23 protein-coding genes and 1 pseudogene are annotated in these 23,563 nt (G+C 67.6%); 13 read left to right on the forward strand and 11 right to left on the reverse strand.

Going from position 1 to position 23,563, the window contains the following annotated elements:
• Nucleotides 1-402, forward strand: a pseudogene (locus ACE3OG_RS15925) (3,4-dihydroxy-2-butanone-4-phosphate synthase); the annotation flags it as partial.
• 22 nt (nucleotides 403-424) lie between these two features.
• Here the strand turns inward: ACE3OG_RS15925 and ACE3OG_RS15930 are convergent.
• The 3 genes from ACE3OG_RS15930 to ACE3OG_RS15940 all read right to left on the reverse strand — a co-directional run bounded on the left by ACE3OG_RS15930 (nucleotide 425) and on the right by ACE3OG_RS15940 (nucleotide 2,707).
• Nucleotides 425-1,354, reverse strand: a complete 930-nt coding sequence (locus ACE3OG_RS15930) for a histone deacetylase family protein (RefSeq protein ID WP_374310417.1) — start codon at nucleotides 1,352-1,354, stop codon at nucleotides 425-427.
• Nucleotides 1,355-1,510: 156 nt separating this feature from the next.
• A complete protein-coding gene (locus ACE3OG_RS15935; protein WP_374310419.1) occupies nucleotides 1,511-2,422 on the reverse strand; it encodes a metallophosphoesterase in 912 nt (303 codons plus the stop codon).
• 81 nt (nucleotides 2,423-2,503) lie between these two features.
• Nucleotides 2,504-2,707: a hypothetical protein gene (locus ACE3OG_RS15940; RefSeq protein WP_374310421.1), complete on the reverse strand. Its 204-nt coding sequence runs from the start codon at nucleotides 2,705-2,707 to the stop codon at nucleotides 2,504-2,506.
• A 591-nt stretch (nucleotides 2,708-3,298) separates the two neighbouring features.
• On the opposite strand from ACE3OG_RS15940, the gene ACE3OG_RS15945 reads away from it, so the two are divergent.
• The 8 genes from ACE3OG_RS15945 to phoB all read left to right on the forward strand — a co-directional run bounded on the left by ACE3OG_RS15945 (nucleotide 3,299) and on the right by phoB (nucleotide 10,986).
• A complete protein-coding gene (locus tag ACE3OG_RS15945; protein WP_374310423.1) occupies nucleotides 3,299-4,429 on the forward strand; it encodes a lysylphosphatidylglycerol synthase domain-containing protein in 1,131 nt (376 codons plus the stop codon).
• 82 nt (nucleotides 4,430-4,511) lie between these two features.
• On the forward strand, nucleotides 4,512-5,576 hold the full coding sequence (locus ACE3OG_RS15950) for an ATP-binding protein (RefSeq protein WP_374310425.1): 1,065 nt from the start codon (nucleotides 4,512-4,514) through the stop codon (nucleotides 5,574-5,576).
• Between the two features lie 186 nt (nucleotides 5,577-5,762).
• A complete protein-coding gene (gene pstS / locus ACE3OG_RS15955; protein WP_374310427.1) occupies nucleotides 5,763-6,806 on the forward strand; it encodes a phosphate ABC transporter substrate-binding protein PstS in 1,044 nt (347 codons plus the stop codon).
• Nucleotides 6,807-6,892: 86 nt separating this feature from the next.
• Entirely contained in the window at nucleotides 6,893-7,882 is a 990-nt protein-coding gene (pstC, locus tag ACE3OG_RS15960; RefSeq protein ID WP_374310429.1) for a phosphate ABC transporter permease subunit PstC, read from the forward strand.
• Nucleotide 7,883: 1 nt separating this feature from the next.
• Nucleotides 7,884-8,723 (forward strand): phosphate ABC transporter permease PstA, encoded by an 840-nt coding sequence (gene pstA, locus ACE3OG_RS15965; protein WP_374310431.1) that lies wholly within the window; start codon nucleotides 7,884-7,886, stop codon nucleotides 8,721-8,723.
• A complete protein-coding gene (pstB, locus tag ACE3OG_RS15970; RefSeq protein WP_374310433.1) occupies nucleotides 8,720-9,493 on the forward strand; it encodes a phosphate ABC transporter ATP-binding protein PstB in 774 nt (257 codons plus the stop codon). Before pstA ends, pstB begins: the two co-directional genes overlap by 4 nt.
• Before the next feature lie 30 nt (nucleotides 9,494-9,523).
• Nucleotides 9,524-10,234, forward strand: a complete 711-nt coding sequence (gene phoU, locus ACE3OG_RS15975) for a phosphate signaling complex protein PhoU (protein ID WP_374310435.1) — start codon at nucleotides 9,524-9,526, stop codon at nucleotides 10,232-10,234.
• Entirely contained in the window at nucleotides 10,231-10,986 is a 756-nt protein-coding gene (gene phoB / locus ACE3OG_RS15980; protein ID WP_374310438.1) for a phosphate regulon transcriptional regulator PhoB, read from the forward strand. The genes phoU and phoB overlap by 4 nt, the downstream gene beginning before the upstream one ends.
• Nucleotides 10,987-11,044: 58 nt before the next feature.
• Here the strand turns inward: phoB and ACE3OG_RS15985 are convergent, their stop codons facing one another.
• Entirely contained in the window at nucleotides 11,045-11,680 is a 636-nt protein-coding gene (locus ACE3OG_RS15985) for a GcrA family cell cycle regulator (protein WP_374310440.1), read from the reverse strand.
• Between the two features lie 687 nt (nucleotides 11,681-12,367).
• On the opposite strand from ACE3OG_RS15985, the gene ACE3OG_RS15990 reads away from it, so the two are divergent.
• Genes ACE3OG_RS15990 through ACE3OG_RS16000 form a run of 3 tightly spaced genes read left to right on the forward strand, consistent with a single transcriptional unit; the run spans nucleotide 12,368 to nucleotide 15,494 of the window.
• Nucleotides 12,368-13,567 (forward strand): aspartate aminotransferase family protein, encoded by a 1,200-nt coding sequence (locus tag ACE3OG_RS15990; RefSeq protein ID WP_374310442.1) that lies wholly within the window; start codon nucleotides 12,368-12,370, stop codon nucleotides 13,565-13,567.
• Nucleotides 13,564-14,517 (forward strand): ornithine carbamoyltransferase, encoded by a 954-nt coding sequence (gene argF / locus ACE3OG_RS15995; RefSeq protein WP_374310445.1) that lies wholly within the window; start codon nucleotides 13,564-13,566, stop codon nucleotides 14,515-14,517. Before ACE3OG_RS15990 ends, argF begins: the two co-directional genes overlap by 4 nt.
• Nucleotides 14,517-15,494, forward strand: coding sequence for an Hsp33 family molecular chaperone (locus ACE3OG_RS16000; protein WP_374310447.1), 978 nt, complete (start codon nucleotides 14,517-14,519; stop codon nucleotides 15,492-15,494). Before argF ends, ACE3OG_RS16000 begins: the two co-directional genes overlap by 1 nt.
• A 73-nt stretch (nucleotides 15,495-15,567) precedes the next feature.
• On the opposite strand, the gene ACE3OG_RS16005 is transcribed toward ACE3OG_RS16000, so the two are convergent.
• The 4 genes from ACE3OG_RS16005 to ACE3OG_RS16020 all read right to left on the reverse strand — a co-directional run bounded on the left by ACE3OG_RS16005 (nucleotide 15,568) and on the right by ACE3OG_RS16020 (nucleotide 18,098).
• A complete protein-coding gene (locus ACE3OG_RS16005; RefSeq protein WP_374310449.1) occupies nucleotides 15,568-15,780 on the reverse strand; it encodes a hypothetical protein in 213 nt (70 codons plus the stop codon).
• Nucleotides 15,781-15,956: 176 nt separating this feature from the next.
• Nucleotides 15,957-16,247, reverse strand: a complete 291-nt coding sequence (locus ACE3OG_RS16010; protein WP_374310462.1) for a GlsB/YeaQ/YmgE family stress response membrane protein — start codon at nucleotides 16,245-16,247, stop codon at nucleotides 15,957-15,959.
• Nucleotides 16,248-16,309: 62 nt separating this feature from the next.
• Entirely contained in the window at nucleotides 16,310-17,176 is an 867-nt protein-coding gene (locus tag ACE3OG_RS16015; protein WP_374310451.1) for an NAD(P)-dependent oxidoreductase, read from the reverse strand.
• An 85-nt stretch (nucleotides 17,177-17,261) separates the two neighbouring features.
• A complete protein-coding gene (locus ACE3OG_RS16020; protein WP_374310464.1) occupies nucleotides 17,262-18,098 on the reverse strand; it encodes a transporter substrate-binding domain-containing protein in 837 nt (278 codons plus the stop codon).
• Nucleotides 18,099-18,252: 154 nt separating this feature from the next.
• Between ACE3OG_RS16020 and ACE3OG_RS16025 the strand changes: the two genes are divergently transcribed.
• Nucleotides 18,253-19,362: a P-loop NTPase gene (locus ACE3OG_RS16025; protein ID WP_374310453.1), complete on the forward strand. Its 1,110-nt coding sequence runs from the start codon at nucleotides 18,253-18,255 to the stop codon at nucleotides 19,360-19,362.
• 43 nt (nucleotides 19,363-19,405) lie between these two features.
• Here ACE3OG_RS16025 and ACE3OG_RS16030 read toward each other — a convergent pair whose 3' ends face one another.
• The 3 genes from ACE3OG_RS16030 to ACE3OG_RS16040 all read right to left on the reverse strand — a co-directional run bounded on the left by ACE3OG_RS16030 (nucleotide 19,406) and on the right by ACE3OG_RS16040 (nucleotide 23,395).
• Nucleotides 19,406-20,971 (reverse strand): hypothetical protein, encoded by a 1,566-nt coding sequence (locus ACE3OG_RS16030; RefSeq protein WP_374310455.1) that lies wholly within the window; start codon nucleotides 20,969-20,971, stop codon nucleotides 19,406-19,408.
• A gap of 542 nt (nucleotides 20,972-21,513) precedes the next feature.
• On the reverse strand, nucleotides 21,514-22,128 hold the full coding sequence (locus tag ACE3OG_RS16035) for a TerC family protein (RefSeq protein WP_374310457.1): 615 nt from the start codon (nucleotides 22,126-22,128) through the stop codon (nucleotides 21,514-21,516).
• A gap of 10 nt (nucleotides 22,129-22,138) precedes the next feature.
• Entirely contained in the window at nucleotides 22,139-23,395 is a 1,257-nt protein-coding gene (locus tag ACE3OG_RS16040) for an NRAMP family divalent metal transporter (RefSeq protein ID WP_374310459.1), read from the reverse strand.
• Nucleotides 23,396-23,563: the final 168 nt, after the last annotated feature.

A 23,563-nucleotide genomic window follows, 5' to 3' on the forward strand; every position in this document is an offset into this window, starting at 1 on the left:
TACCGCACGCCCTTCGACGCCGTGCAGCATTTCGCCTTTGTGCACGGCGACATCGGCGACGGCAAGGCGGTGCCGACGCGGCTGCACCGGGTCGACGTCATCGCCGACGTGATCACCGGCGGCGACGGCATCAAGAAGACCTTCGCGGCCTTCAAGGCGCTCGGACGCGGCGTGTTCATCTATTTGCGCGACGGAACGGCCGGCGCGCCGGCGACCATCGCCGGCGCGACAGACGACTCGGAGGCGCAACGCACCAGGGCCTGGCGCGAGGTGGGCCTTGGCGCGCAGATCCTGCGCGATCTCGGGATCACCTCGATCAAGCTGCAGACCTCGCGCCCGATGACCTATGTCGGCCTGTCGGGCTTTGGCGTCGAGATCGTGTCGAGCGAGGGCGTGGAGTAGCCGCGCCCGTCGATCCGGGGCCTCACGCCCCCATCAGCGTCTGCACATGCGCGGAGGCGCAGCGCGACAGGGCGATGAGGTCGTAGCCGCCCTCGAGCACCGAGACGACGGCGCCCTTCGCGCGCCGGTCGGCGATCTCCATGAGCTCGTTGGTGATCCACGTGAAGTCCGCGACCTCGAGATGCAGCGCGCCGATCGGATCGAAGCGATGGGCGTCAAACCCGGCGGAGATCACGACGAGGTCGGGCGCGAAGGCTTCGACCCGCGGCAGGATCTTTTCGCTCATCGCTTCGCGGAACATGCGGCTGCCGGCGTTCTCGGGCAGGGGGGCGTTGACGATCGTGTCATAGGCGCCGCGCTCCTCGCTCGCCCCGGTGCCCGGATAGAGCGGGAACTGATGCGTCGAGGCGTAGAGCACGCTTTTGTCCGACCAGAAGATCTCCTGCGTGCCATTGCCGTGATGCACGTCGAAATCGACGATCGCCACCCGCTCGGCGCCGTGCGCGGCCTGAGCCCTGCGGGCGGCGATGGCGGCGAGGTTGAAGAAGCAGAAGCCCATCGCCCGCGCCGTCTCGGCGTGATGGCCGGGCGGACGCATGGCGACGAACGCGTTCGTCACCTTGCGGCGCATCACCTCGTCGACCGCGACGACGACGCCGCCGACCGAGTGGGAGATCGCCTCCCATGTGCCCGGGCTCAGCACCACGTCGTCGGCGAGCTCGAAATAGCCCTCTTCCGGTACGGCCTTGCGGATCTGCTCGACATACGACTCAGGATGCACGCGGGTCAGCGCGCCATAGTCGAGCTCGGGGGCGCATTCGCGCTGCAGCAGCTGGAAGATTTCGCCCTCGAACGTGCGTTCGATGACGCGCACCCGGTCGGCGCGCTCGGGAAAAGCCGGACCCGTGTCGTGATCGAGACAGCACGGATGCGACACGAACAGGGTCGACACGGCGCTCTCCCTTGGCGATTCTTGTCCCGGACGCCGCAGGCGCGCCGCGATCGCCCTCCATTATGGCCGGCCGGCGCAGCTGTCCATTGAAAGTTGCGGCGAGCCGCCACGCCTGCGCCCGGTCCGAAAACTCCGCCGGCCCTTCGGGCGGAAACTCTAGATCGTCGCGGCGAGCGGCGCGGCTCCGTCGATCGTCAGATCGACGATTTCGGGCGGCCGCATGAAACGCACCGGCGCATGGGTGGTGCCAAGCCCCGCCGAAATGATCAGATCGCGCCCGCCTTCCACGATATGGCCGTAGACGAGGTCGTCGAACACGCGGGCGAAGCGGTTCTGCACGTAGGGTATGTTGATCTGCCCGCCATGGGTGTGGCCGGCTAGCGTCAGCGAGACCCGGGCGGGCGCGAGCCGGAAGGCGTGCGGCTCATGCGCCAGCAGCAGCGCGGGCGCGTCGTCGCCGACGCGGGCGAGCGCCTTTGGGATGTCGGCGGTGGGCGGAAGCCCCCTCGGCCCGGCGATCTGGTCGCCGACGCCGACGACCCAGAACGGCGCTCCGTCCTTGACGAGCCGCGCCGCGTCGTTTTCGAGCAGGCGCGCGCCGGCGAGCGCGAGGCCGCGCTTGACGCCTTCGGCGTCGTCGGAGGGCATGCCGGGGAGGGGGCCGTGCATCCAGTCGTGATTGCCGAGCACGGCGTAGACGCCGAGCGGCGCCCGCAGAATCGAAAGCGGCTCGCTCCATTGCTCCGGCGTCACCGGCTGCGTCATGAACGTATGGCCGCCGCTGTAGTCGCCGAGCAGGAAGACGACGTCCGGCTGAAGCGCGTTGGCGACCTCGCAGATCGCGCGGATGCGCGAGGGCGACATCCAGGGCTCGCAGGCGTGGATGTCCGAGAGCACGGCGGCGCGCACGCGAAGGCCGGGCGTCCAGCCGCGCGGGAAGACGTGATAGGGGGTGACCTCGAGGCGAAAACCCGGCTCCAGCGCGATGGCGTAGGAGCCGAAAGCCGCGCTGGCCCAGGCCGCGCCGCCGACCGTCTGCAGAAAAACGCGGCGGCTGATGGAAGTCATGCCGCCCTTATACCGCAATGCAGCGCGCCGGCCAATCACGCGCCCGCGCGCCGCCTCGCCTCCACGTCCTGCGCGCGCGCGTCAGGCAGCCTGCTCCTCGCGCAGCACCGCCGGGTTCCTCGACTGGTCCTCGACCTTGGGAGCCGGCCGCTTGCTCGATTCGAGCGCGGCGGCGACGGCGGAGATGCCGATCTCGCGATAGAGCTTCGCCAGCAGGTCGCGCGCGCCGCCGAGGGCGCTTCTGTTCTCCTGCCGCGTGGTCTGGGCGTTCTCTTGCTGGGCCATGGTCTTTACTCTCTTGGCTTATTTTTCACTTGTTCTTGAGGCCGAAGCGCAGGCGCCGGACGGCGCTTTACGGGCCGGCCTTGAGCCGACGCCGCAATGACACTCCCCACGCGCCGCGGACGCTGTGCGAAAAGTCGCAACGCCCGCGCGGCCTTTGCGGGAAGAGCGCTTCATTTTAGCGCCGCGGTCGGCTTTACAAGGCCCGGATCAGGTCAATTTTCATCAAAACTGGGCGCCGTCCTTGAGAATTCAGCGTGATTTTCGACGTTATGATAGACATGGACTCCGCGCCGGACGTGACGTCAGGCTAGGCGCGCAAGACTTGCGCGAACGTTAACGGACCGGCTCCGACACGAGCTGCGAGCGTTCGAATCTGTGGGAAAGTCCGAATAGTCCCGCATGAAGACGCCAAGTCGCGACGACGCGGCGCAGAATCGAAACGGGACGCCGACGGCCGTCATCACGCATTGATGAAGTCTGTCGCAAGATGTGTTTCGCCACGCCCCGCATTCGCCCTGTTCATCGGGCGACTGCGCGTTCATGAAGGAATGGCGTTTCATTCTGGAAAGGTCGAGTTTGGATCAGGACGTCATGGAGAGGCCGCGAAGCGTCGCGCGCGCCGTTCCCGCGCTCGAGGCGCAGGAGACTTCCGCCGCGACGGCGACGCCGGCCAAATCCGCCATCGCCGAGGCCCGCGAGCTGATTCTCAAGCGTCGCGCGTTCGGCCGCTCCTTCGGCAAGAAGCTCGCGGCCGGCTTCAGCGTCCTGATCGCGGCCGTTTCGATCTATGTGCTCGCGCGCACGCTGTCGGGTCTCGACCTCGGGGAGCTTCGCGACGCGATCGCTTCGACCGGCGCCGACCAGATCGCCATGGCCGCGGCGTTGACCGGCGTGTCCTTCCTCGCGCTCACCGGCTATGACGCGCTGGCGTTGCGCCAGCTTCGCCTCAGGATCGCCTACCGGACCATCGCGCTCGCGTCTTTCGCGAGCTATTCGGTCTCCTTCGTGCTCGGCTTCCCGCTCATCACCGGCGGCACCGTGCGCTACTGGATCTACTCCCAGGCGGGCCTCGCGGCCGGCAAGGTGGCGAGCGTCACGCTGATCTCCGGCGTGACCTTCTGGTTCGGCATGGTGTTCGTGCTCGGCGCGGGCCTCGTTCTGCGCCCGCACGCCATCGGCGCCGTCGACCAGCTCGCGCCGGCGGTCAACCTGGCGCTCGGCCTCTGCCTCATCGGCGGCCTCGCCGCCTATCTCGGCTGGGTTTCGCTGCGCCGGCGCAAGGTGCGCATCCAGGGGTTCCGGCTGCAGCTTCCGGGCTTTTCCGCCTCGCTCGGCCAGATCGGGCTCGGGCTGATCGACCAATGCGCCGCCGCCGGCGTTCTTTACGTCCTGCTGCCGCAGCACGCGCAGCTCGACTTCATCGCCTTCGCGGCGACCTATGTGTTCGCCTGCATCCTCGGCGTCGCCTCGAACGCGCCGGGAGGCATCGGCGTGTTCGAGGCGACCATGCTGAAGGCCGTGCCGGGAGTCGCGCACGAGCCGATGCTGGCTTCGCTCCTTCTGTTCCGCGCGATCTATTACATCGCGCCCTTCGTGCTCGCCCTCGCTCTGCTCGGCGCTCACGAGGCGATGCGGCGCTGGCGCGGGCTGCGCGAGGCCCTCGAGCGCGCGAACGCGCAGGCCGAGGAGGCCGACGGCGACGAGCGTTTGTCGTCGAACTGAAACAATCGCGCGTCTAGGATCGGTTCCTGCATGATTCGACGGACGCGCGAGAGCGTCCGCAGGACGGGAATCTGATCGCGGCATGAAAACGGCGGTTGCGCGCAGCGCCATGGTTTCGCGAGACCGACTGATCGCCGAAGGCCTTATCGACGCGTTGCCCGAGGGTGTCGTCCTCGTCGACGCCGCCGACCGCGTCGTCGCCGTCAATCCGCCCGCCCTCGCGCTGTTCCCGCGGCTGCGTCCCGACATGCTGCTCGCCCGCGGCCTGCGCGCGCCCGACGCTCTCGATTGCGTCGCCCGCGCCCGCGCGTCGGGACGGCAGGAGCGCGCGATCTGGCTGGAGCGCGTGCCGGTCGAGCGCTATTTCGAGCTCTCGGCCGCGCCCTGGACGGCGTCGGGCGGCGCCCGCCTCATCGTGCTCAGCCTGCGCGACCTCACCGAAACCCGCAGGGTCGAGCGCATGCGCGTCGATTTCGTCGCCAACGCCAGCCATGAGCTGCGCACGCCGCTCGCCTCGCTGCTCGGCTTCGTCGAAACGCTGCAGGGGCCTGCGCGCGAGGACGCGGCGGCGCGAGACAGATTCCTGACGATCATGGGGGAGCAGGCGCGCCGCATGACCCGGCTCGTCGACGACCTCCTTTCGCTGTCGCGCATCGAGCAGCACCTTCATCTCGCGCCGCAGACGCCGGTCGACATGGCGGGCATCGTGCGCCACGTCGTCGACACGCTGACGCCGCTCGCGCAGGAGAGCGGCGCGACGATCGAGGCGCAGACGGAGACCGCCGTCGTTCCCGGCGACCGGGACGAGCTTCTGCGCGTCGCCGAGAATCTCGTCGAGAACGCCATCAAATATGGCGTGGAGGGCGAACGTTCTTCTCGGGTCGAGATTTCGCTGCGCGTCCGCGGCCGCCAGTGCGTCCTGATGGTGCGCGATCATGGGCCGGGCGTCGCGCCCGAGCATCTCCCGCGGCTGACCGAGCGCTTCTACCGCGCCGACGCCGGGCTCAGTCGGGCGAAGGGCGGGACCGGGCTCGGGCTCGCCATCGTCAAGCACATCGTGGCGCGCCATCGCGGCCGGCTCGCCATCGAATCGACGCTGGGGGAAGGCTCGACCTTCACCGTGTCCTTGCCGCTGCTCCCCGGCTGAGGCGCCGGCGACGTCATCAAACCGTCATCCAACTTTCATATGCGTTGCGTGGGCGCGGGCTATCCCGCTAGCGCCGGCGGCGGCGAGGAACGGCCGTTTCGCCTGCGGCTCCAGGGCCTGCGTTTTTCGCGCGGCGCCGTCTGCGGCCGCCGCGTCGGCGCGTCATCCAAGTTCCAGAGGCGTTTCATGAGTTTCTCGTTCCTGCGGTCCGCGTTCGCCGCGGCCGCCGTCAGCCTCGCCGCCCTTCCCGCCGGCGCCGCCGACATCACCGGCGCCGGCGCCACCTTCCCCTATCCGATCTACGCCAAATGGGCGCAGGCCTATAAGGAGAAGACCGGCGTCGGCCTCAACTACCAGTCGATCGGCTCCGGCGGCGGCGTCAAGCAGATCAAGGCCAAGACGGTGACTTTCGGCGCGACCGACGCGCCGCTCAAGGCCGACGAGCTCAACGCCGCGGGCCTCGCGCAATGGCCGATGGTGATCGGCGGCATCGTTCCGATCGTCAATCTCGAAGGAATCAAGGACGGCGAGATCACCCTCGACGGCCCGACGCTGGCGAAAATCTTCCTCGGCGACGTCAAGGCGTGGAACGATCCGGCCATCGCCAAGCTCAATCCGGGCGTCAATCTGCCGTCGACGGCGATCGCCGTCGTGCACCGCTCGGACGGCTCGGGCACCACCTTCAACTTTACCAACTACCTTTCCAAGGTCTCGCCCGACTGGAAGTCCAGGATCGGCGAGGCGACGGCGGTGGAGTGGCCGGCCGGCATCGGCGCCAAGGGCAACGAGGGCGTCGCCAACAATGTGACGCAGACTAGGGGCTCGATCGGCTACGTCGAATACGCCTACGCCAAGCAGAACAAGATGACGACGGCGAAGCTCGTCAACCACGACGGCGTCGCGACGGCGCCGACCTCGGCCGCTTTCCAGGCCGCCGCCGCCAACGCCGACTGGGCCAACGCCCCGGGCTATTACCAGATCCTGACCGACCAGCCGGGCGCGCAGTCCTGGCCGATCACCGCCGCGACCTTCATCCTGATGCCGAAGCAGCCCGCCGATCCGGCGGTCGCCGGCGAAGCCCTGAAGTTCTTCGCCTGGGCGTTCGAGAAGGGCGGCCCGGCGGCCGAGGAGCTCGACTACATCCCGCTGCCCGCCTCGCTCGTCGCGATGATCGAGAAGACCTGGAAGGCCGAGATCAAGGGCGCGGACGGAAAGCCCCTCGTCGATTGAGGCTCGTCGCGGGCGGCGCTTGGCGCGGCCCGCTTCCCAACGCCGCCCGGCGGCTGAAACGAACTCCCGGCATGCGGAGACAGAAAGTGGCGGATGTCGCCCTGCAAGGCGCCGCGACGGCCAGAAGCCCCGATCGGCGCAAGGTCCTCGCATGGCTCAGGCTGCAGGATCGGAGCTTCCGGTTCCTGACGCTCGGCGCCGCGGTCGCGGTGCTGCTGATCCTCGGCGGCGTCATGGCCGCCCTCGTCATCGGCTCCCTGCCGGCGCTTCAGGCGTTCGGCCCCGGTTTCGTCGTCACCGAGAAATGGAACCCAGTGACGGAGCAGTTCGGCGCGCTCGCGCCGATCTACGGCACGCTCGTCACCGCCTTCATCGCCATGCTGTTCGCCGTGCCCATCGGCCTCGGCGTCGCGGTCTTCCTGACCGAGCTCTGCCCCTATCCGCTGCGCCGCCCGATCGGCGTCGCGATCGAGCTGCTCGCCGGCATTCCCTCGATCATCTACGGTATCTGGGGTCTGTTCGTCTTCGCGCCGTTCCTGCAGAAGCACGTCCAGCCGGCGCTGATCGACGCTTTCTCGGGAGTTCCCGTGCTGTCGTCGCTGTTCGCCGGCCCGCCCTACGGCATCGGCGTGCTGACCGCCGGACTGATCCTGGCGATCATGGTGCTTCCGTTCGTCGCCTCCATCTCGCGCGACGTGTTCGAGACCGTTCCCCACGTCCTCAAGGAGGCCGCCTACGGCTGCGGCTGCACCACCTGGGAGGTGATCCGCTCGATCGTCATCCCCTACACCCGCATCGGCGTCATCGGCGGCGTCATGCTGGGGCTCGGGCGGGCGCTCGGCGAGACCATGGCGGTCACCTTCGTGATCGGCAACGCGCACCGCATCTCCTCTTCGCTGCTCGCGCCGGGCACGACCATCTCGGCGAGCATCGCCAATGAGTTCACGGAGGCGGTCGGCGACGTCTACACGTCGGCGCTGATCGCGCTCGGCCTCATCCTCTTCGTCATCACCTTCATCATCCTGGCGATCGCGCGCTACATGCTGCTGCGCATCGACCAGCGCGCGGGGGCCTGACATGTCGCTCTACGCCCGCCGCCGTCGCGCCAGCGCGATCTATCTCGGCCTTTGCGTCCTTTCGACCGTGATCGGCCTGAGCTTCCTCGCCGTGATCCTGGCCGAGCTGCTGATCGAGGGCTTCGGCGGCCTCTCGCCGGCCGTCTTCACCCAGACGACGCCGCCGCCGGGATCGCAGGGCGGCCTCATGAACGCGATCGTCGGCAGCCTGATCGTCACCGTCATCGGCGTCGCCATCGGGGCGCCGCTCGGCATGCTCGCCGGCACCTACATGGCCGAATACGGACGCTATTCGAAACTCACCGTCGTCGTCCGCTTCATCAACGACATCCTGCTCAGCGCCCCCTCGATCATCGTCGGCCTGTTCATCTATGAGGTGGTGGTGGCGAGGGCCGGGCACTTCTCGGCCTACGCCGGAGCCCTGGCGCTCGCGGTGATCGTCGTGCCGGTGGTGGTGCGCACCACCGAGGACATGCTGCTGCTCGTGCCCAATCCGCTGCGCGAGGCGGCCTCGGCGCTCGGCATGCCGCGCTCGGTGGTGATCGGCAAGGTCGCCTATCGCGCCGCCCGGGCCGGCCTCGTCACCGGAGTTCTGCTCGCCGTCGCGCGCGTCAGCGGCGAGACCGCGCCGCTCCTGTTCACCGCGCTGAACAACCAGTTCTTCAGCACGAACCTCAACGCGCCGATGGCGACGCTGCCCGTCGTCATCTTCCAGTTCGCTATGAGCCCCTACAAGGAATGGCAGCAGCTCGCCTGGGCGGGCGCCCTCATCATCACCTTCGCCGTGCTCGCGCTGTCCATCGGCGCGCGGACGCTCGGCGCGCAAAGGACCGGAAAATGACCGCCGCGGCCGTTCTTCCCCAGAAAGTCTCGATCCGCGGGCTGAATTTCTATTACGGCGATCATCTCGCCCTGAAAAACGTCAGCCTGCCGCTCTATGCGCACAAGGTGACGGCCTTCATCGGCCCCTCGGGCTGCGGCAAGTCGACCCTGCTGCGCATCCTGAACCGCATGTACGACCTCTATCCGAAGCAGCGCGCCGACGGCGAGGTGCTGCTCGACGGCGAGAACATCCTGAAGACGGACGTCGACCTGAACCTCTTGCGCTCGCGCGTCGGCATGGTGTTCCAGAAGCCGACGCCGTTTCCGATGTCGATCTATGACAACATCGCCTTCGGCATCAAGCTCTACGAGAAGGTCGGCAAGTCCGAGCTCGACGACCGCGTCGAGGCGGCGCTGAAGAGCGCCGCGCTGTGGACGGAGGTGCAGGACAAGCTGAAGGCTTCCGGCCTCTCGCTGTCGGGCGGCCAGCAGCAGCGCCTGTGCATCGCCCGCACGGTGGCGATCCAGCCCGAGGTCATCCTGCTCGACGAGCCCTGCTCGGCGCTCGACCCCATCTCGACCGCCAAGATCGAGGAGCTGATCGACGAGCTCAAGGAAAACTACACGATCGCGATCGTCACGCATAACATGCAGCAGGCGGCGCGGTGCTCCGACTATACGGCGTTCATGTATCTCGGCGAGTTGATCGAATTCGGCGTCACCAACCAGATCTTCACGCAGCCCGAGAAGAAGCAGACGCAGAACTACATCACTGGCCGCTTCGGCTGATTCCGCTCGCGCGAAGGCTCACGGTGAACCATGTCCGAACATATCGTCAAAGCCTATGACAATGAGCTCGAGAGCCTCGGGCAGAAGATCGCCGAAATGGGCGGCATCGCCGAAAAGATGCTCGCCGACGCGATGGACGCCCTCTCCGCGTTCGACGTCCAGCTCGCCCAGCGCACGATCGCGGCCGACGCGCGGCTCGACGTCCTGCAGCGCGAGATCGAGGAGCAGGCCATCCTGACCATCGCGCGGCGCCAGCCGCTCGCCGTCGACCTGCGCGAGATCATCGCGACGATACGCATCTCGAACGACCTCGAGCGCGTCGGCGACCTCGCCAAGAACATAGCGAGGCGCGCCATCAAGATCGCCGGCGACCTGCGCATTCCGCGCGCCATCGTCGGCCTGCGCTCGATGCATGAAAGCGCCGCGACGCTCTTGAAGGACGTGCTCGACGCCTACGCCGAGCGCGACGTCGCGCGGGCGCGCGACGTCTGGGCCTACGACGCCGACCTCGACTCCCTCGAGGATTCTGTGTTCCGCGATCTCCTGACCTTCATGATGGAGGATCCGCGCAACATCTCCTTTTGCGCGCATCTGTTGTTCTGCTCGAAGAACATCGAGCGCATCGGCGACCACGCGACCAACATCGCCGAGACGGTCGTCTATCTCGTGACGGGCGAGATCATGCCCGCCGACCGGCCGAAAGGCCGCAGCATCCTGACCGAACCGACGGAGACTTCATGAGCGAGGTCCAGATCGCTCCCGAGCGCGGGACTGGCCGGACGCCGGGGAGCGCCGCCGCGCCGCGCGTCCTCATCGTCGAGGACGAATCCGCGCTGAGCATGCTGCTCGCCTACAATCTCGAGGCCGAGGGCTTCGTCGTCGACAGGGCGGAGCGGGGCGACGAGGCCGAAACGCGCCTCGCCGAGACGGTTCCCGACCTCGTCATCCTCGACTGGATGCTGCCCGGCGTCTCCGGCCTCGAAATCTGCCGGCGCATGCGCGCGCGGGAGGCGACGCGCACTCTGCCCGTCATCATGCTCACCGCCCGCGGCGAGGAGAGCGAGCGGGTGCGCGGGCTTTCGATCGGCGCCGACGACTATGTCGTCAAGCCGTTCTCGGTGCCCGAGCTCATGGCGCGCGTTCGCGCCCTCCTGCGCCGGGCGCGCCCGGACCGCGTCGCCACGATCCTCGTGGCCGGCGGCCTGGAGCTCGACCGTCAGAACTGGCGCGTGCGCCGCGCCGGGCGGGAGGTTCATCTGGGGCCGACGGAGTTCCGTCTCCTCGACCATCTCATGGAGCGGCCGGGCAGGGTCTTCTCGCGCGCCCAGCTGCTCGACAGCGTTTGGGGTCTTTCGGCGGAGATCGACGAGCGCACCGTCGACGTGCACGTCGGACGGCTGCGCAAGGCCCTGTCGGAGCCGGGCGAACGCGACCCCATCCGCACCGTGCGCGGCGCCGGCTATTCGTTCGACGAAACCTTCGGCAAAGGCTGATCGGCGAGGGCTGACAGGTCGCGCGAAGCCGCCGCGGGCGCGCTGCGCCGGAGCCTCGTCAGGCCGGGCGCTGGACGCGCTGGCGGCGACGATCGTGCTGCGGCTGATAGGCGAGCGCCGCATGGCAGGCGCAGTAAGGGCCGCCGCCAATCGGCCTGCGTGCGCCGCAGAAGCGGAATTCGGCCTGCGTCGGATCGCCCAGCGGCCAGCGGCACATGAACTCACGCAATTCCATGATAGTGACCGGCTCGGGCGTCATCGCCACCACGTTCTGTTGCGGCGCAGAGGCGGGAGCGGGCGCCTGGGCGCGCGCGACGGCGAGCGCGTTGGCGCCGCTGACGAACGCCGGGCCCGCAAGCTCGGCGAAGGGCGCCGGACGAGCCTCGACGGCGGCGACGCTTTCCGCGCGGGCCGGGCACCGGACTTCGGGCGGCGCGGCGTCCCGATCCTCGTCCTCCGGCGCGGCCTCGTCCAGCGGCGAGTCCGTCTCCCTGGCGGCGAGCCGCGGCGCGGGGCGCTCTTCGTCCGGCTGCGGCTCGGCCTTGCCGCGGCCCGAGAGGCCGAGGCGGTAGACCTTGCCGATGACGGCGTTGCGCGTCAGTCCGTCAGCGAGCTCGCTGGCGATCTTGCTGGCGCTCATCCCCTGCAGCCACATCTTCTGCAGAAGCTCGATGCGTTCGTCGGTCCAGGACATCAAGGTCTCCCAGAGCGTCCCCCGGAAAGAAAGCAGGCTTTCAGATCGGGCGGATGCGTCGAAACAAAAGGCGGGACGAAGGCCGGATCGACTAGCTCCCCAAGACGCCGCCCGACGCCGGCGGCTGCAAGTTCAAGGGCCAAGACGCAGCGAAAGCGCCGCCGCGCCGAGACGATCGAGCGATCTCGCCGAAAGCCGGAAAGTCGTCCGGCTCTTTGCGGCGCCGCGCGACAGCGCGCCGACCCGACAGGTTCGAGACGATACGCGCTCGCTCAGGCGAATATCCTTGAACGGGACAACCGCCGCGTGGACAACCTTCGAGTCTTTTCCTCTTCGCCTAAGACTTGGGCGCTCCTCGCGTCGCCGGAGCACGCGGAGAGCTTTCGCCGATCTTGAACACGACGCGCCTGGACTTGTCGCCGGCGCGCCATATGTCGTGGTCGACGAGAAAAACGCTACACTAGGGGTAGAAACGCGCGCAAGCCTCGCAAGAGGCCGGCGATTGTTTTCAACAACTGCTTGCGCCGGCCTTGTCGAGCCTGGCGCTCCGCGCGGCGCGCCGAGGCATTTGACCGGGGAAGGGGGAGCGCTTAAATTGCCCTTCCTGCACCTCGCCGCCCATCGGGCGGCTTTTGATTTTTGCGGCTCGCTCAACCGGATTTGGCCGTCGAATTTGGAGCGCTCCCCGTGACCTCGTCGCTGCTTCCGACCTACGCCCGCGCGCCGCTCGCCTTTGAAAGCGGCGAAGGCGCATGGCTCACGTCGACGGACGGCGTCCGCTATCTCGACTTCGGCGGGGGCATCGCCGTCGCCTCGCTCGGCTATTCGCATCCGCGCCTCGTCGAGGCGCTGACCGAGCAGGGCCGCAAGCTCTGGCACACCTCTAACCTGTTCACCATCCCGCAGGCCGAGCGGCTGGCGACGCGGCTGACCGAGACGAGCTTCGCCGATTATGTCTTCTTCACCAATTCGGGCGCGGAGGCGCTCGAAGGGACGATCAAGACCCTGCGCAAATATCATTCGGCGAACGGACGTCCCGACCGCTTCCGCGTCATCGCCTTCGACGGCGCGTTCCACGGCCGCACGCTGGCGACCATCGCCGCCGGCGGCAATCCGAAATATCTCGAAGGCTTCGGGCCGCCGCTCGAGGGCTTCGACCATGCGGAGTTCGGGAACCTCGCCTCCGTCGAGGCGCTGATCGGGCCGCAGACCGGCGCGATCCTCGTCGAGCCGATCCAGGGCGAAGCGGGGATACGCGTCGGCTCGAACGAATTCCTGCGCGGGCTGCGCGCCCTGTGCGACCGCCACGGCCTGCTGCTCGCCTTCGACGAGGTGCAAAGCGGCGTCGGGCGCACCGGCAAGTTTTTCGCTTACGAGCACAGCGGCGCGACGCCCGACGTGATGGCGATCGCCAAGGGTGTCGGCGGCGGCTTTCCGCTCGGCGCGTTCCTGACCACGAAGGAGGCGGGCAAAGGCATGGTCGTCGGCACGCATGGCTCGACCTATGGCGGCAATCCGCTCGCGGCCGCCGTCGGCGAGGCCGTCGTCGACATCGTGCTGTCGCCGGGCTTCCTCGACGCGGTCGCGCGCACGGGCGCGCGTCTGCGCGACGGGCTCCTCGAGCTTCAGGAGAGCCATCCGGGCGTCGTCGCCGGCGTGCGCGGGCGGGGATTGATGCTCGGCCTCGAGCTTCGCCCGCCTGTCAGCGACTTCGTCGCGTCGGCGCGGGCGCAACGGCTCCTCGTCATTCCGGCGGGCGATAATGTCGCGCGTATCCTGCCGCCGCTGGTGATCGGCGAGGCCGAGGTCGACGAGGGCCTGAAGCGGCTCGCCGCGGCCTGCGCGAGCTTCGCCCCCGCGCCCGCCCTCGACGAGGCCGCAGGATGAACGCGCCCGCCCCGGCCGCGCGGACGAGCGTGCGCCATTTCGCCGATCTTTCCGAAATTCCCGCCTCCGAGCTGCGCCGCATTCTCGACATGGCCGCGACGATGAAGGCCGCGCGGCGCAAGGGCCGGCGCGCCGCCGAACGGCCCCTGGAAGGCCGCGTGCTGGCGATGATCTTCGACAAGCCGTCGACGCGCACGCGCGTCTCCTTCGACCTCGCGATGCGCGAGCTCGGCGGCGAGACGGTCATGCTCACGGGCAAGGAGATGCAGCTCGGCCGCGGCGAGACCATCGCCGACACCGCCCGCGTCCTGTCGCGCTTCGTCGACGCGATCGTGATTCGCATCCTCGACCATCACGACATGGAGGAGCTCGCGCGCCACGCCGACGTGCCGGTGATCAACGGACTCACCAAGCGCTCGCATCCCTGCCAGGTGATGGCCGACGTCCTGACCTTCGAGGAGCGTCGCGGGCCGATCGAGGGACGCCGCATCGCCTGGACGGGCGACGCCAACAATGTGCTGGCGAGCTGGGTCCACGCCGCCCAGCGCTTCGATTTCGAGATCGCCGTCGCGACGCCGCAGGAGCTCGAGCCGCCGCCGCAGCTCGTCGAATGGGCGCGCCGCAACGGCGCGAAGCTGGAGCTGACGCGCGATCCGTTCGAGGCTGTGGCCGGGGCCGACGCTGTCGTCTCCGACTGCTGGGTGTCGATGGGCGACAAGGATGAAGGACGCTGCCGGCAGAATCTGCTCGCGCCCTATCAGGTCAACGCGCGGCTCATGGCGGCGGCGAAGCCCGAGGCGGTTTTCATGCATTGTCTGCCCGCCCATCGCGGCGAGGAGGTCACCGACGAGATCATCGACGGTCCGCAATCGGTGGTGTTCGACGAGGCGGAGAACCGCCTGCACGCGCAAAAGGCGATCCTCGCCTGGTGCCTCGAAAGCGCGCCCTGATGAACGAGACGCCCTCGCGTCTTGTGTCCGATCTCGGGCCGGACGACGCCGTGCTGCCCTTCGCCGTCGAGGGCCTCGACCTGCGCGGGCGCGTGGCGCGGCTCGGACCGAGCCTTGACCAGATCCTCGCCCGCCACGCCTATCCCGCGCCGGTGTCGCGTCTCGTCGGCGAGGCGCTCGCCCTCACCGTTCTGCTCGGCTCCTCGCTCAAGATCGCCGGGCGCTTCCAGCTTCAGACGCGGACCGACGGCGCGGTCGACATGATCGTCGTCGATTTCGACGCGCCCGACCGGTTGCGCGCCTTCGCCCGCTTCGACGCCGCCCGATTTGACGCCGCTCGCCCGGGCGCGGCCGACGATCCGGCGGCGCTGCTCGGGCGCGGCCATCTCGCTTTCACCATCGACCAGGGGCCGGAGGCCGCGCGCTATCAGGGCGTCGTCGCGCTCGCGGGGCAGGGGCTCGAGGCCGCGGCGCGCCAGTACTTCCAGCAGTCCGAGCAGATTCCGACGCTCGTCCGGCTCGCCGTCGCGCAGATCGTGACGCCGCAGGGCGCGGCGTGGCGGACCGGCGGCCTGCTCGCTCAGTTCCTGCCGAACGCCTCCGAGCGCCGTTGCCCGATCGAGCTGCCGCCCGGCGACCCGCCGCCGGGCTCGACCTACGAGCCGCCGCAGGAGGACGAAGCCTGGGCCGAAGCCAAGGCGCTCGTCGCCACTGTCGAGGATCATGAGCTCGTCGATCCGACGCTCTCGAGCGAGCGGCTGCTCTACCGGCTGTTTCACGAACAGGGCGTGAAGGTATTCGAGCCGCAACGCGTGCGCGACGCGTGCCGCTGCTCCGACGAGAGCGTGCGCGCCATGCTGCGCGGCTTTCCGCCCCAGGATCGCGCGCACATGATCGGCGACGACGGGCGGATCGGCGTCACCTGCGAATTCTGCTCGACCTTCCGGACCTACGATCCGCGCGATTTCGAGAATTAGGCGCCGTTTCGGCGCCTTGAGCCCGGGCGCGAGAGCGTCCGAGCCGAAGCGCGTTGCGACGTGAGGCGGCGTCTTACTTGGTCTTCGGGCGGCCCTGGCCCTGAGCCTTGTGGACCTTCTTCATGTTCTTGTGGCTGTGGCTGCGGATCTGGACAAGCGCGCCATCGGCCTCGCTCGAAGACGCGGCGGCGCCTGCGACGCCGGCGTTCGGCACGAGGGGAGCGGCTTGGGCGGAGAGCGAGCCGAAAAAGGCCATGGCGAGGCTCACGCAGAACAGCTTTTTCATTTTTATTTCCTTCCCATTCGGGTGGACTCCCGCGTCCGCCCGTTCAATTCATCGCATGAAAACGCGATCGGAGAGCAAATTTTTATCCTCTCCTAAGCGGATCGGTCGGCGGGGCGAATGAACTGCGCCGCCTCCGCCGCGTCGGAAAGCGCGCAAGGCGCGCCGTTCGCCGGCGGCTACAGCCAGCGCCGCCCGCCGGGCGGTCCGTCGACGGCGCCGGTCCTTCCGCGCACCATACGCCAGATCCACAGGACGAGAATCGTGCCGACCGTCGCGCCGATGAGCCCCGCGCCCTGATCCATGCGGTACCAGCCGACGGTCTGGCCGAGCCACGTCGCCACGAAGGCGCCTGCTATGCCGGGCAGCACGGTCATGATGAAGCCAGACGGGTTGTAGGGCCCGGGCGCAAGGAAGCGGGCGATCAACCCCGCGAGAAATCCGATGAAGACGACGTAGAGAATGGATATGGGCGCCTCGCCATGATTTACGCGGCCCTAACGCCAACGTCCCCGCTGCGGTTGCGCGCCCTTCAACGGTCGAGCCGCGCGATCAGGCTCGAGGTGTCCCAGCGCCCGCCGCCCATCGCCTGGACGTCGGCGTAGAACTGGTCGATCAGCGCGGCCGCCGGCAGCTTCGCCCCGTTGCGGCGCGCCTCCTCGAGGCAGATCGCAAGGTCCTTGCGCATCCAGTCGACGGCGAAGCCGAAGTCGAATTCGCCCTTCGTCATGGACTTCCAGCGGTTCTCCATCTGCCAGGACTGCGCGGCGCCCTTGGAGATGACGGAGATCACCGCCTCCGCGTCGAGGCCGGCGCGACGGGCGAAATGCAGCCCCTCGGCGAGGCCCTGCACGAGCCCGGCGATGCACAGCTGGTTGACCATCTTGGTGAGCTGGCCGGCGCCGGGCGGACCCATCAGGCGCGCCGCCCTGGCGTACGCGCCGATTACAGGCTCGATCCGCTCGTAATCCTTCTCCTCGCCGCCGCACATGATCGAGAGGGCGCCGTTCTCCGCGCCCGCCTGGCCGCCCGAAACGGGCGCGTCGACGAAGCCGATCCCCGCGCTCGCGGCGAGCGCATGAAGCTCGCGCTCGACCTCGGCCGAGGCGGTGGTGTGGTCGACGAAGACGGCGCCGGGCGAAAGGCCGGCGAAGGCGCCGTCCTCGCCGAGCGCCACGGAGCGCAGGTCGTCGTCGTTGCCGACGCAGGCGAAGACGAACTCCTGTCCGCGCGCCGCCTCGCGCGGCGTCGGCGCGCTGACGCCGCCATGTTTTTCGACGAAGGCCCGCGCCTTCGCCTCCGTGCGGTTGTAGACGGTGACCCGATGGCCCTTCGCCAGAAGATGCCGCGCCATGGGAAAGCCCATGACGCCGAGGCCGAGAAACGCGATGTCAGCCATGGCCGCCCCTCGAGCGTTGCGCCGGCGCGCCGGCGGGAGAGCGAGCCTAGCGCGTCGCGGCGCGCTCGCTCAAGCGCGCCAGCGGCTAATTCACCTTGAATCCGAACCACGCAGCTTCGAGCCGGGCGAAGGAGCCGTCCGCCTCCACCTCGTCGAGAGCCTTGTCGAACATCGCCTTGAGCGCCTTGTCGCCGGGCCGCAGGCCGACCGCGACGCCCTCGCCGAAATAGGCGGGGACGTGCGGCGAATCGGCGACGATCTTGCAGCATCGTCCTTCGTTGCGCGTCTTGAGGAAGTCGGCGGCGGCGTCCTTGTCGGCGATGACGAAATCGACCCGTCCCTCGCCGAGGTCGAGAATCGCCTCCTCGAGCGTCGCGTAGGGCTTGATGTCGGACTCGGGGTAGACGTCGCGCAGGAACGCCTCATGCGCGCCGCCGGCCTCGACGCCGATGCTGCGCCCTTTCAGCGCCGCCGGGCTGACGTCGGTCCCCTTCGCGTCCGCCTGCGCGAGGAAGGCGGAGGGCATGCGCACATAGGGCTTCGAGAAGGCGACCGATTTGCGCGTCTCGTCGTTGATCTCGAGCGCCGCCATGATCGCGTCGTACTGTCGGTCGAGAAGGCCGGGAATGAGGCTTTCCCAATCCTGCGCGACGAAGCGGCATTTGACCTTCATCCGCGCGCAGAGAAGCTTGCCGAGGTCGATCTCGAATCCGGCGAGCTCGTTGGCGGCGTCGAGGTAATTATAGGGCGGCCTCGCGCCCTCGCTGGCGATGACGAGCTCGGACTGCGCCGCGAACGCCGGCGCGGTCGAAAGAAGAAAGGCGCAGGCGAAAAGGCTGCTTGCGAGCGTTCGGAGGGCGTGACATGCGGGCAGGGGTCGCTCCCGGGTGCGGCGCCGCTGTCCGGCGTTTTGCGAGCCGATCTATGATCCAGCGCGTCGGCGGCGTCCAGCGCGCGGAAATCGAATAGCTCCATTTCTCAGAGGGTCAAATTGAATGAACCTGCTCAACCGCTTATATGGATTGCTTCATCAGCGGCGTGCGACAGCCGCGCAAGCAGGGGAGACGACGTCCGCGATGGCCAGCGAGCAGGAGATTCTTGGAGCTCTCGAGGCCGTCGTCGGCCCGGACGGGAAGACTCCGCTGCCGCGCTCGGGCGCGATCGCCGGCCTCTCCATACGTGACGGCAAGGTTTATCTGTCGATCTCGGTCGATCCCGGCCAGGCGGCGGCGCTCGAGCCGATGCGCGCCGCGGCGGAGCGGGCCGTGCGGGCCTTGCCGGGCGTCCTCGGCGTGACCGCGGCGCTGACTGCCGAGCGACAGTCCGGACCCGCGCCCGCGCAGGCGAGGCCGACGGGTCCCGCGAAGACTTCCGCTCCCGGCAAGCCCTCGGGCCTCGCACGCGTCGCGCGCATCGTCGCGGTGGCCTCGGGCAAGGGCGGCGTCGGCAAGTCGACGACGGCGGTCAATCTCGCGCTCGGCCTCGCGGCGCTCGGCTGGCGCGCCGGAATCCTCGATGCGGACATCTATGGCCCTTCGCTGCCGCGCCTGCTCGGCCTGAAGGGGGCGCCGCGCACCGAGAACAACATGATAGTCCCGCTTGAGGCCTTCGGTCTGAAGGCGATGTCGATCGGCTTCATGGTCAGCGAGGAAGACGCGATGATCTGGCGCGGCCCGATGGTGATGGGCGCGCTGCAGCAGATGCTGCGCGACGTCGCCTGGGGCGAGCTCGATTGTCTGATCGTCGACATGCCGCCCGGCACGGGCGACGCGCAGTTGACTCTGGCGCAGGCCGCGACGCTCTCCGGCGCCGTGATCGTTTCGACGCCGCAGGACCTCGCGCTGATCGATGCGCGCCGCGGCGTCGCCATGTTCAACAAGGTCGACGTCCCGGTGCTCGGCATTGTCGAGAACATGAGCTATTTCGTATGTCCGCGCTGCGGCGAGCGCTCGGACGTTTTCGGCCATGGCGGCGCCCGCGTCGAGGCCGAGCGCATCGGGACGCCGTTCCTTGGCGAGGTTCCGCTCCACATGGAGATTCGCGAGCGCTCGGACGCCGGCCGTCCCGTCGTGGTCTCCGACCCCGGCGGCGCCCACGCCAGAATCTATCTGGACATCGCGGCGAAGATCAAGGCGAAGCTCGAGCAGGGCGCGGCCCGGGCGGCGCCGAAGATCGTCATCGAATAGGGATGCGGCGCCGACGAAGGCGCCGCGGATTCGGAGCGCGCGCCTAGTTCGGAACTGTTGTGTTGATGTTGTTCGGGTCCACGACCTGAACGCCTGCGCACCATGCGGGGCTCTTGACGCCGCTGGGGCATGAGGTGGTGAGATTCGGCGGGCCGGCGTCGATCCTGAACTGATAGGTCTTGCCGTTGACCGCGGTGGCGGTGAACCAGCACGGATAGGTTTGAGGATAGAATTTGAACGACGGGTGGTTGGGATCGACGCCGCCTGTGCTGGCGGTCTGGCTGCACAATCCATATTTCGCCCATTCGCGCGTTCCGAGCTTGTGGACGCCGAGGTTCACGTTCACCTGTTTTTTCAGATCCAGCTGGTTCTTGTTCTCGAGGCCGTCGTCGCCGCCGACGGCGAGGATGAGCCCTTCTCCCACGTGACTCTGGAATCCGATCGCGTCGTCGACTGAGAACGCGTAGGCGGCCATGTCGAGATAGCCGCTCGAATGGATCAGCTGGACATAAGGATTGAACAAGGGCGCAGTCTTCGCGTATTGGAGGCTCTCGATATAGATTTTCTGAAGCTGCGTGAACTTCGTGACGCCGACTGTGTCCTTCAGGTCGTTCGCCGTCGGTCCGCAGCCTTCGTTGAACGGAACCCATCCGTAGATCTTCTTCAGCATCTCCGTTTCAGTGTCTTTCTCCTTCGGATCGCGGCAGGCCAGCTTTGTGAAGTCGGCGTAGTTCTTTTTGAACAGCGCGACGACCTTCTGATATTGCGTGCATTGCGTCGTCTTGGGCGGATTCGCGGACGTGCATTGCCTGTAGAGGTTCCGCATCGCCTCGACGCTCGCGCCGGCCGGCGTGAGAACGCCGTTGCTGGCGTTGGCGAAAAGATTGTAGGCCGAGGGAACGCGCGGCTGGTCCTGGCTCGCCGGACTGTAGACGGGCCAGCCGGGAAACTTCGTCAGGAACTTCTTCAGCCGCGCCCGGAACGTCTCGAGGGTCTCCACGGTCCCGATGTAGGGAACGAGCGGGTTGCCGAGCGGCTCCATCGCCACGGGAAGATAAACCTGGTCGACCGATGAGATGTTGTAGCCGACCTTGTTGAGGTGGATCGGATATGGCGGCCCGTTGGCGGTTATCGCGTCGGCGAATGTATATTCGATGAGCTGCGTGCGGTCGCTCAGCGGCAGGCCGCGGTCGACGCCAAATATTTTAAGATGTTTGCACGAGGTCGTGAATGAGCACGGTCCGGTCGTGAGAGGAGTGACTGGACTCTTGGAGTCGAGCGCGTAATTCGCCTTGAGCTGCGCGGCGTCGTCATAGAAATATATTCGGCCGCCGTTCCACCAGTCGACATACTGGTCGGGTTTCGCGCCGTCCGGTTTCGCGACGAGCTGCGAATAGAACGGCAAACGGACGACCAGCGACTTTCCGGGCGCGATCCCTTTGTCCTCGGCGAGGTAGACGCGGTTGATCTTGTCTCGGCTGTAGGGAAACGCCTTCACGTCCGTGACGTCGAATTGCCCTTGAAGCCACGCGTCAGCGCCCGTCTTGCCGATTTCCAGGACCGGATAAAGCGTCGCGCTCGAGTTGTTGTAGATCTTGATTTCTTTCATCGGGCCGGCCGCATGAGCCGTCGTCGCCGCGCACGCGAATAGTACGGGCAATAATATTTTACCGATACGCATGGGAAAGCCCCGCTTTCTGGCGAATAGTGAAATTCAAGTCGTAAGGCGAATGGCGACGCCACTTTACGTCCGGCTAACGAATCGCGCTAATCAAATTTTGCATCCATGAGGAGGAGTTTCTTGAATTTATTTGATAAAAGTCACAAATACAACTTATGCGAATATGTAATACAAAGAAAAAGTATATATTAGATATGATTTAAACATAAAATAGAATAAATACGCAAGAAAGTGCCGATCTGTCTAGGTAAACAAGGCGACGCGCGCGGCGATCTTGCGCCGGCGTCGACGCGAGTCGCGAAATGCGCTCGCCAGCCGTGCGAGGCGTCGGCCGAAGGCGTTATTCCTGAGCGGGCGAACATTTGCGAAAATGCGTCCAGCCGAGTCGCCCGAACCGCCATTTGGTAAAAATGCGAAATCTGTTGTCGATGAGAATGCGAAGTTCAAAAGCGCGCGGGCTTCCGCGCGCGTCAATGCGCGCGCGCCTCGCGGCGCGCCCAGTCGGCGATCAGCGGATCGTCGACGAGAATGGAGCCGGCGATCCAGCCGAGCAAGGCGCCGCCGACGGTGACGAGCCAGGGATGGCGCTCGAGGATCGCATGGATGAGCGCGCTGCCGAACATCAGCATCGGAATGCTGAGCGCGAGGCCGAACGCCAGCGCGCCGACGTCGTCGCGCGCGACCGCCGCAAGCGCGACGACATTGTCGAGGCTCATGACGAAATCGGCGACGATGACGATCGCCATCGCGCTCAGGATGGTGCGCGTCTCGTCCGCGCCCTCGCCGCCTTCTTCGGCCGCCTGTGCGGCGTCGTCGCCGCCCATCAGCTTCACGGCGATGACAAGAAGAGCGAGCGCGCCGAACAGCTTCAGTCCGGGCAGGACGAACAGGAGGGCGACGACGCTCGCCAGCACGAGGCGAAGCAGTATCGCGACGCAGGCGCCGAAAACGATCGCCTGCTTGACGAGGTGCGGCGGCAGGCGCCGGCACGCCATGGCGATGACCACGGCGTTGTCCGCGCTGAGCAGGAGATCGATGAGCACGATCTCGAAGCCGGTCCACAACGCTCCCTGCGCGCCTTCCATCGTCCTCGCCCTAGCTGAACAAGGCGAAAAAGCCGCCCGCGACGCCGATCGCGGAAGCGGCGGCGGAGCTGAAGACGACCAGCGCGCGCTCGCGCCCGCGCAGCCTCAGATGCTCGGGGACGACGCGGCCGGCGAGGAGAATAAGCAGAACGACGACGACCGGCGATAGAAACACGTTCGCAATCTGCGCCTTGAGGATCAAAGAGACGAGATCGGGAGAGGCGCCGACGGGGATGGCCGAGCCGCATACTGTAAACGCGAAGGCGCACTTTATCGAGAGGTCGTGCGAGGACCGCCGCGCGGAGGCGGAGCCGAAAATCTCGGTCAGGCCCCAGGTCAGCGCGAACGAGGCGACGATGACCGCGACGAGCGCCGCGCCGAGCACGCCCATGTCGAAGATGAGCGGCGAAATATGCGGCCTCGCCCCGGCGAACGCCTCGACGACCTCGCCGACGCTCGTGAGTTCGACCCGCTCGCGCAACGTCGCCGCTGCGGCGATCAGGACGGCGAGCGTTACTAATTGCGTCAGCGCCGCGCCGATCGCGGTGTCCCAGCGGGCGAGGCGGTAATCGGCGGGCCCCATGCCGCGCGCGACGACCGCCGCCTGCTGGTAGAAGGTCATCCAGGGGCTGAACGAGGCGCCGACGATCGCCGCGGCGAGATAACCGAATTGCGGATCGCGCCACGGAATGTCGACGGCCTCGCGCATCATCGCGGAAAGGTCGGGCCTCGCCTGCCATGCGACGACGAAGAAGGCGGCCTCGAGCGCGCCTATTCCCAGCGCCACGCGCTCGACGCGGCGGTAGGCGCCGCCGAGGCGCGCGAGAACGAGAAGAGCGGCGGCCGCGGCGAGCGCGGCGGGGCGGGCGACGCCATGGACCTCGCCGATGCCCGCCACCGCGGCGAAGGCGGTGACCAGCGTGCCGAGCGCGGCGAGGGAGAGCGCCACGGCGCAAAAGACGGCCCAGCGCAGGCCGAACTGCTCGCGCACCAGCTCGCCGAAGCCGCGGCGGGTGAATATCCCGACGCGGACCGCAAGCTCCTGCACGAAATAGAGCGGCGGAATCAACAGGAGCAGCAGCGGCGCGAGCCGATAGCCCCATGTAGCTCCGGATTGCGCGGCTGTCACCACATTGCCGGGGTCTGAATCGGCGATCATCACGAGAAGGCCGGGCCCGAGCGTGGCGCAAAAGCGCCGCAGGCGCGCGAGGCGGCGGTCTGCGACGGGCGCCGGGCGCGAGGGTCCTTCGGACGCGTCGATGGCCACAGCCGCCGCGTCGCTCACTCGTCGACGTGCTTGGATTCAATATAAGAGGCCCTAACAAAACCCTTTGTTAACCATGTTTGGTTGACCGTGAGGGATGGCCAAGAAGCTGCTGCCCGACGCCCTCTGGGCGGAAATCGCACCTCTATTCCCTCCTGACCGGGCTCGCCC

Origin of the sequence: Methylocella sp. (assembly GCF_041905455.1) — a bacterium.
Taxonomy (GTDB): Bacteria; Pseudomonadota; Alphaproteobacteria; order Rhizobiales; family Beijerinckiaceae; genus Methylocapsa.

What these genes read in the sequence shown, in the direction of transcription:
- ACE3OG_RS15935 (WP_374310419.1), bottom strand. Translation starts at nt 2,422, where the DNA reads ATGACTTCCATCAGCCGCCGCGTTTTTCTGCAGACGGTCGGCGGCGCG.
- ACE3OG_RS15940 (WP_374310421.1), bottom strand. Translation starts at nt 2,707, where the DNA reads ATGGCCCAGCAAGAGAACGCCCAGACCACGCGGCAGGAGAACAGAAGC.
- ACE3OG_RS15945 (WP_374310423.1), top strand. Translation starts at nt 3,299, where the DNA reads ATGGAGAGGCCGCGAAGCGTCGCGCGCGCCGTTCCCGCGCTCGAGGCG.
- ACE3OG_RS15950 (WP_374310425.1), top strand. Translation starts at nt 4,512, where the DNA reads ATGAAAACGGCGGTTGCGCGCAGCGCCATGGTTTCGCGAGACCGACTG.
- pstS (WP_374310427.1), top strand. Translation starts at nt 5,763, where the DNA reads ATGAGTTTCTCGTTCCTGCGGTCCGCGTTCGCCGCGGCCGCCGTCAGC.
- pstA (WP_374310431.1), top strand. Translation starts at nt 7,884, where the DNA reads ATGTCGCTCTACGCCCGCCGCCGTCGCGCCAGCGCGATCTATCTCGGC.
- pstB (WP_374310433.1), top strand. Translation starts at nt 8,720, where the DNA reads ATGACCGCCGCGGCCGTTCTTCCCCAGAAAGTCTCGATCCGCGGGCTG.
- phoU (WP_374310435.1), top strand. Translation starts at nt 9,524, where the DNA reads ATGTCCGAACATATCGTCAAAGCCTATGACAATGAGCTCGAGAGCCTC.
- phoB (WP_374310438.1), top strand. Translation starts at nt 10,231, where the DNA reads ATGAGCGAGGTCCAGATCGCTCCCGAGCGCGGGACTGGCCGGACGCCG.
- ACE3OG_RS15985 (WP_374310440.1), bottom strand. Translation starts at nt 11,680, where the DNA reads ATGTCCTGGACCGACGAACGCATCGAGCTTCTGCAGAAGATGTGGCTG.
- argF (WP_374310445.1), top strand. Translation starts at nt 13,564, where the DNA reads ATGAACGCGCCCGCCCCGGCCGCGCGGACGAGCGTGCGCCATTTCGCC.
- ACE3OG_RS16000 (WP_374310447.1), top strand. Translation starts at nt 14,517, where the DNA reads ATGAACGAGACGCCCTCGCGTCTTGTGTCCGATCTCGGGCCGGACGAC.
- ACE3OG_RS16005 (WP_374310449.1), bottom strand. Translation starts at nt 15,780, where the DNA reads ATGAAAAAGCTGTTCTGCGTGAGCCTCGCCATGGCCTTTTTCGGCTCG.
- ACE3OG_RS16015 (WP_374310451.1), bottom strand. Translation starts at nt 17,176, where the DNA reads ATGGCTGACATCGCGTTTCTCGGCCTCGGCGTCATGGGCTTTCCCATG.
- ACE3OG_RS16025 (WP_374310453.1), top strand. Translation starts at nt 18,253, where the DNA reads ATGGCCAGCGAGCAGGAGATTCTTGGAGCTCTCGAGGCCGTCGTCGGC.
- ACE3OG_RS16030 (WP_374310455.1), bottom strand. Translation starts at nt 20,971, where the DNA reads ATGAAAGAAATCAAGATCTACAACAACTCGAGCGCGACGCTTTATCCG.
- ACE3OG_RS16035 (WP_374310457.1), bottom strand. Translation starts at nt 22,128, where the DNA reads ATGGAAGGCGCGCAGGGAGCGTTGTGGACCGGCTTCGAGATCGTGCTC.